Source organism: uncultured Jannaschia sp. (assembly GCF_947494025.1).
In the GTDB taxonomy this organism is placed as follows: Bacteria; Pseudomonadota; Alphaproteobacteria; order Rhodobacterales; family Rhodobacteraceae; genus Jannaschia.
In genome coordinates, this window is the sequence record NZ_CANLTQ010000058.1 from 1 (window position 1) to 5,955 (window position 5,955).

General features: G+C 62.7%; 7 protein-coding genes. 4 read left to right on the forward strand and 3 right to left on the reverse strand.

The window, feature by feature from the left end:
- The coding region (locus tag Q1B08_RS20520; protein ID WP_299822988.1) for a PRC-barrel domain-containing protein at positions 1-324 on the forward strand (324 nt) is incomplete at its 5' end.
- Positions 325-605: 281 nt separating this feature from the next.
- On the opposite strand, the gene bluB is transcribed toward Q1B08_RS20520, so the two are convergent.
- The 3 genes from bluB to Q1B08_RS20535 all read right to left on the reverse strand — a co-directional run bounded on the left by bluB (position 606) and on the right by Q1B08_RS20535 (position 2,636).
- Positions 606-1,160 (reverse strand): 5,6-dimethylbenzimidazole synthase, encoded by a 555-nt coding sequence (gene bluB / locus Q1B08_RS20525; protein WP_299822991.1) that lies wholly within the window; start codon positions 1,158-1,160, stop codon positions 606-608.
- A 143-nt stretch (positions 1,161-1,303) separates the two neighbouring features.
- Complete coding sequence (locus Q1B08_RS20530) at positions 1,304-2,083, reverse strand: YsnF/AvaK domain-containing protein (protein ID WP_299822994.1); 780 nt, start codon at positions 2,081-2,083, stop codon at positions 1,304-1,306.
- Positions 2,084-2,156: 73 nt separating this feature from the next.
- Complete coding sequence (locus Q1B08_RS20535) at positions 2,157-2,636, reverse strand: YsnF/AvaK domain-containing protein (RefSeq protein WP_299822997.1); 480 nt, start codon at positions 2,634-2,636, stop codon at positions 2,157-2,159.
- 219 nt (positions 2,637-2,855) lie between these two features.
- On the opposite strand from Q1B08_RS20535, the gene Q1B08_RS20540 reads away from it, so the two are divergent.
- The 3 genes from Q1B08_RS20540 (at position 2,856) to Q1B08_RS20550 (ending at position 5,722) form a co-directional block, all read left to right on the forward strand.
- Entirely contained in the window at positions 2,856-3,062 is a 207-nt protein-coding gene (locus Q1B08_RS20540; RefSeq protein WP_299823000.1) for a hypothetical protein, read from the forward strand.
- Between the two features lie 337 nt (positions 3,063-3,399).
- The gene (locus Q1B08_RS20545; RefSeq protein ID WP_366140081.1) at positions 3,400-4,782 is read left to right on the forward strand and encodes a cation:proton antiporter; all 1,383 of its coding nucleotides are present in this window, start codon (positions 3,400-3,402) and stop codon (positions 4,780-4,782) included.
- Between the two features lie 454 nt (positions 4,783-5,236).
- A complete protein-coding gene (locus tag Q1B08_RS20550) occupies positions 5,237-5,722 on the forward strand; it encodes a DUF892 family protein (protein WP_299823003.1) in 486 nt (161 codons plus the stop codon).
- Positions 5,723-5,955: the final 233 nt, after the last annotated feature.

Here is a 5,955-nt window from a genome sequence, read left to right on the forward strand (position 1 = left end):
CCGACGACGCTCGGCGGCCCGCTCGTGGAGCGCGAAGGCTACACCACCGCGCAGGTCGGCGAGTTCGAGGTCGAGTCTCTGACGGGGTCCAACCTCTACGGCGTGAACGACGACGACATCGGCGAGATCGGCGACCTGATCCTGAGCAGCGATGGCCAGATCGAGGGCGTGATCGTCGAAATGGGCGGCTTCCTCGGCCTCGGTCAGCGGGAAGTGCAGGTGCCCTACGATCGCCTGTCCATCCTGACCTCAGAGACCGGCGACATCCGCGCCTATATCGACGCGACAGAGGAAGAACTCGAGGCGATGCCCGAAGCGCAATAAGGAACCACGCTGCGGTGGTAGACTGGGCCGTTCCGAAAGGGGCGGCCTTTTTCGTCGTTCCAGATCATTTCGTGCGGGTCCGCCTACGCCGTTCAGACATGGCCTGCCAAGCATGAGAGCAGGCCGCAAACGGCGGGTCGGTCGGCTGCGCTCGCAAAGCGCGGCCCGCATGGAAGGCTTCGCGTATCCTGTCCATGTACGACGCCACCGTCAGACCACCTTCCAAATCCGTCCGTGTATCCCTTTGCCATTCGACCTCGTGCAGAAGGGGTGTGTCGCTTTCAGTCACGGCATGACCGGGACAGAGGGTAGCCGGTAAGAGACCGGCTCGACGGCCCATCAAGCACCGCGGCAACGGCATCGGGATCGAGAATGAAGACCCAGCCGAGCCCGATATTCTCCGACCGGGCCGCCAGCCAGAGCGTGTGGATCGCCATTACGGTCGAATAGGCCAGCGTCTCGGGCATCGTCCTGCGCCCGAGGCCTCGGCCTTCCCGGACGGCATGGTCGGTGCAGACCGCGAGGTGAACGGGCGCCTCTTGCAGCCCGGCGAGCTTGAGAGCGAGGTAGTCGCGTCGGCTCGCACCCTCGTAGGCCTGCGCAGCCTCCGCGTTGCACCGCTCGAAAACCTCGATGATCCGGGTTCGAGCCAGGGCGCTCTCAACATGCACTACGCGCCAGGGGCGCGCGTTTCCAACGGATGGCGCGCGGTCCATGTCCTGTCGCAGACGCTGCAGGACGGAGGGATCGATCGGATCCGGCCGGAAGTAGCGAACGTCACGGCGCCAGCGCAGAATGCCGCTGAGCGCGGTCCGATGGTCCTGTGTCATCTTCATGGCCACTCCTGCACCGTGTTGGCGGAAGAAGCAGTCCGGGACACTGATATCTACAAGACCACCGGGCTTGAAACGCCGGGAGCCGCAGCGAGAAGCCGGCGGGTCGGTAAGCCCGCCGACTTCAAGCGTGATCCGGGGACGCCCTAGGTCTTGTCGACGTCGACGTCGTTCTTGTCGATATCCACCTCGGTCTTGCGCACGGTGTCGGTCACGACTTCCTCGCGCTCCTCGACATCCTTGTCGACCACGACCTCCTCGGTGACCACCGCCTCCTTGGAGACCACGGCTTCCTCGTCGTGTTCGGTGATTGCGATGTCGCGCTCCTCGAACAGGGCATCGGCCTCCGCGCCCGTCACCACGCGCTCGCCGCCCGTCGCGCGGCGCTCGACCGAGACATGCTCCTTGCGAAGACGGATCCGCTCCTCGACCGGAACCTCCTGGACATAGGTCCGCACATGCGTCGTGCCGCGGTCGACCTCGCGCTTGCCGACGCTGAGACGCTCCTCGGCCAGTTCGACCGTGTCCTCGTCGTCCGCGCCGCCGGTCCGGCCCATCGTGCCGCCATAGGCGGGGGACCCCGTCCCGTAGGCGTCGACATCGTCGTTGTAGGTGTCGCGCGCGCGGTAATCCTGCTCGTAGGCGTCGATATCCACGCCCTGCTCGGGATTGCGCATGATCTCGGCGACGCTGTCGATCCTGTCGTCGTCCACTTCCGCCGACACGACGTAGTGGCCCTGGCGCACGGCATCCCGATAGGTGACGGCCTCGTCGTGCGGCAGATTGAGGTGGCCGATCTCGTCGGCACGATCGGCGCCGCCGACCACGTCGACATGATGCGAGGCGACGCCGAGTTCCTCGATCTCGCGCTTCACGAGATCCGCGACGTCCGCGGTGCGGTAGATGGCGGTAACGGTCCTGCTCATTGGGGACTCCTTTCGTTGTGATCGTTTTGCACTCGTCTTCGGGTAGGGCGCCGCCCGCAGGCCGAGCCGCTCTTCAGGTCGGAACCTCGTCGTCATGACCAAGGGGGCCGGGTTCCGGAGAGGCGGGCGTCTCGCGCCCGGCAGATGAGGCGGGCGTCTCGCGCCCGGCAGATGCCGTGTCGATCTGCACGTCCTGCCGACGCAGCATCACGGTCTCCTCGACCTTCACCGTATCGCTGCGTCGCCGCACATGCAGTTCCTCGACGACACGGAAACGCCGTACCAGCACCTCTTCGACAATCGGAATGATGGTGACGTCGCCCTCTTCGCGCGTCGCCGGAGGTTCATCCACGATGCGATCGACGGGCAGGCGCTCGATGTCGACATGCTCGCGTCGCAGCGTCTCCCGAACCGGAACCTCTTCCTGATGCGTGCGGAGACGGATCGTGGCGACGAGACGCTCGGTCTCATGCTTGGAGACCTTCAGACGTTCCTGCGCGACCGGGATTGTCTCGGTCGCGTCATCGTGCTGCGGCGGGGTTGGATCACTCACGTCGTGGATTCCCCCCGTTTGATCGGCAAAACGAAATGTCCGAATTGCATGTTGCTCCAATCCATGCCGCTCCTGATTGTTCCGGGGACCGCCATTAAACATTGTTAACGGCCCCCTCGGACTTGCCGTCGGGAAAGGAACAATTGCTGATGCTACTTGTTGCAATTCAATGCGGAAGCACCGTCTCGGTCGTCGTTCGCATCCCATTTGGAGAACGTCATGACTAACAATCCCGGGGATTTCCGGAATCCGAAAATCCAGGACACCGGAAAGAAATCCTCCGGTGGGATCGGCAAGTGGATCGGCATCACCGTGGCAGCGCTCGTCGTATTCCTGCTTCTGCTCTGGCTCCTCGGCGCGCTCGGCAATGACGACGCAGCCGTCGAGACGAACGACCCGGACGCCGTGAACGTCCCGGCGGACTAGTCAAGCCAGCGCCAAGGCGGACGGGGTCGATACAGTTCGATCGGCACCATCTGTGGCGCTTGGGTTTTCTCTCGTTGTCGCTGATGCCGGCCAAGATCGGCGCAGCTCCTGTCGAGGTTTCGCGACATTGCAGAGAGCTAACGGGTGCCGAAGCGTTTCGGCAGCCAATCTAGGCACGATTGCCACGGCCGGAGGATCGGTCCTCTTTTCTTCGACGCCCGGTGCATCATGCGTCGCCTTTCATATTTCGGCACCTGTAGCCGACGATAACTCGTCTTGATTCAATAAAGTCGCCGGCGGACAGACGCTTTGGTTTTGATCTTTCACGGCGATTGCCGTGACGGTCCTGCACGATACAAGCAAGGTCATGGAAGACGCCCGCTTCGCTTTCGACGCCTACCACATCCTGCTCGTCGCACTGGGCGTGAGCTTGCTGTTGTCCTATTGGCTGCCGCACCTCTTTATGCGGCGGCCGCCTGCCGCGACGGCGCTCCTCATGGCCTGCGGGATGACGGGATCGCTACTGTTTCCTGGTATCGTCGCCGGCATAGACCCCACGGAGAACCCGGCCATCTGGGAACTTGCCGCAGAGCTCGTGGTGATCGTCGTACTCTTCGCTACCGGGCTGCGGATTGACGACCTGGGGGGTCTGCGGCTCTGGCGGCCGACATTCCGACTCTTGGCCATCACCATGCCCCTCACCATCGCAGCCGTCGCGTTTCTCGGGTGGAGCCTTGCCGGGATGACGATCGGGGGCGCCATCCTACTCGGAGCCGTGCTCGCGCCAACGGACCCGGTTCTTGCGGGTGATCTCCAGATCGGTCCGCCGCTCGAGGGCAAAGAGCATCCGGTCCGCTTCGCGCTGACGACCGAAGCCGGGCTGAATGACGGTCTCGCCTTCCCCTTCGTCTATCTGGCGCTTCACGTCGCCTCTCAAGGCGCGGACCCGTCCCTGTGGCTTGCCGAATGGCTCGCCTGGGACGTCCTCTACCGCATTGTCGTCGGCACCTTGCTCGGCATCGGAATCGGATGGGTCCTTGGAAGGATCCTCGCGGTCCCCGCCTGGAACACGGTCGCCGCCTCTGGCCCCGGCGTCCTTGTCCTGGCCGGGGTGTTTCTCGCCTACGGGGTCGTGGAACTCGCTGAGGGCTACGGTTTCATCGCCGCCTTCGTCGCGGGGCTGGTATGCCGACGCGCCGAGGCTCGGCACAAGTTTCACCAACGTCTCCATGGCTTCGCGAGCTCGATCGAACACGCCATCACGGCGATCCTTCTCGTCCTTCTCGGCAGCGTCATGCCCTCGCTCTGGCCTCATCTCGACTGGAGCTACACGATCATCGGTTTCGGGCTGATCCTCGCAATCAGGCCACTCGCGGGAATGATCGGACTGCTGGGCACGTCGCTCAGCTTGCGGGCGCGGGCTGTCGTGTCGATCTATGGCGTACGCGGGATTGGGTCACTCTACTACCTCGGCTACGCATCCACGCATGTGGAATTTATCGACGAGGGCGCGCTCTGGGCGCTCGTTGCCTTCACCATCTTCGCCTCCACTGTCATTCACGGCCTGACCGCAACCGCAACGGTCGAGGTGCTGGATCGCGAACACACAGAAGGCAACGGCTCCGAGAACGGGATCCCACCTGATCGTGATGCTAAGGTTCCGAGGATGGATGACGGGCGAAATTCTGGATCTGGGCAAAGACCCCGCGACACATGGTAATAAAGTCAAGCCCCCTCGATCCGATCCCGACCGGTCCTGGCGGTTCGGCGCTGAAGCCCGGCGCCGACTCCATTTAGGGCCTAGGTTTTTGAAGCGCTACAAAGGATCCGCTTGAAACTGTCTGGTCGGAACGGGGCTGCATTTGCATGAGATGGAAGCGACGCATGTTGCGCACCGAATTGATCTGGTGAAGCTTGATGCGCGTCGGAACCACCTCGTGTCGGTCGTCAGACGGCGGCATTTCCTGGTTTGTTCTTCCCCGAAGGTGAGACGATGCGCGTCAGCCACGAGGCGATCTTTCAGACGCTCCATATTCAAAGCCGCTGACGAGCGGCCACGGGGGCAAGGGGCGCTGCCTTTCATACGATCCGTGCAACAAAGTACTCCCAACCACGTTCATTGATGAACATGCGGTTTCGCGTCGGCTTGGTGCAATCGAAAAAGGATGACGGAGATGTCGACCCTCAAGGATCTTTACGAGGAAGAGTTGCAAGACCTTTGGTCTGCCAACGACCAGATGGCCAAGGCGGTGTCGAAGATGTCCAGCAAGGCCAGTGACAAGAGCTTGGCCGATAAGCTTCAGAAGGCCAAGGACGGCATCGACAAGCATACCGAGATGCTCAAATCCCTTCTCGATGGGGCCGGCCTCGAAGTCGAGAAGGAGCATTGCAAAGGGATGGAAGGCTTGGTCGAGGAAGCCCGGAAGCACGCGCTCGACAGCGACCTCGATGACGCGGTGCTCGATGTCGCCATCATCGCCCAGTATCAGCGGATGTGCCATTACGGGATGGCCGGGTTCGGCACGGCCAAGGCCTTCGCCGAGGCGCTTGGCGAAGACGATGCGGCGCAGAAGCTCGATCGCGCGCTCGACAAGATCTACGATTCTGACGAATTCATGTCCGATCTCGCGGAGCGGTCACGCAATCTCGAAGCAGTCTGACGCCATATCAGACAAATCCGGGACGGGTACACCCCGTCCCGGATGTCTTGCGGCAAGGAGAGATCCGTATCCATCACCTCCTGTGTCAAAACCGATCACCAGGCGCAGACCGTGGGGTAGCTGAAAAAGTGTCCACGGTTCGGGGAGTAGCTCATCCTGATCCTGCCCCGGGAAAGTGGACGGGGTCATGCCGCCATGCGCTCCATGTCGGCCGGTGAACGGTAGCCTATCGC

Coding starts and splice junctions, on each gene's coding strand:
- Q1B08_RS20530 (WP_299822994.1), bottom strand. CDS start 2,083: ATGAGCAGGACCGTTACCGCCATCTACCGCACCGCGGACGTCGCGGAT.
- Q1B08_RS20540 (WP_299823000.1), top strand. CDS start 2,856: ATGACTAACAATCCCGGGGATTTCCGGAATCCGAAAATCCAGGACACC.
- bluB (WP_299822991.1), bottom strand. CDS start 1,160: ATGAAGATGACACAGGACCATCGGACCGCGCTCAGCGGCATTCTGCGC.
- Q1B08_RS20550 (WP_299823003.1), top strand. CDS start 5,237: ATGTCGACCCTCAAGGATCTTTACGAGGAAGAGTTGCAAGACCTTTGG.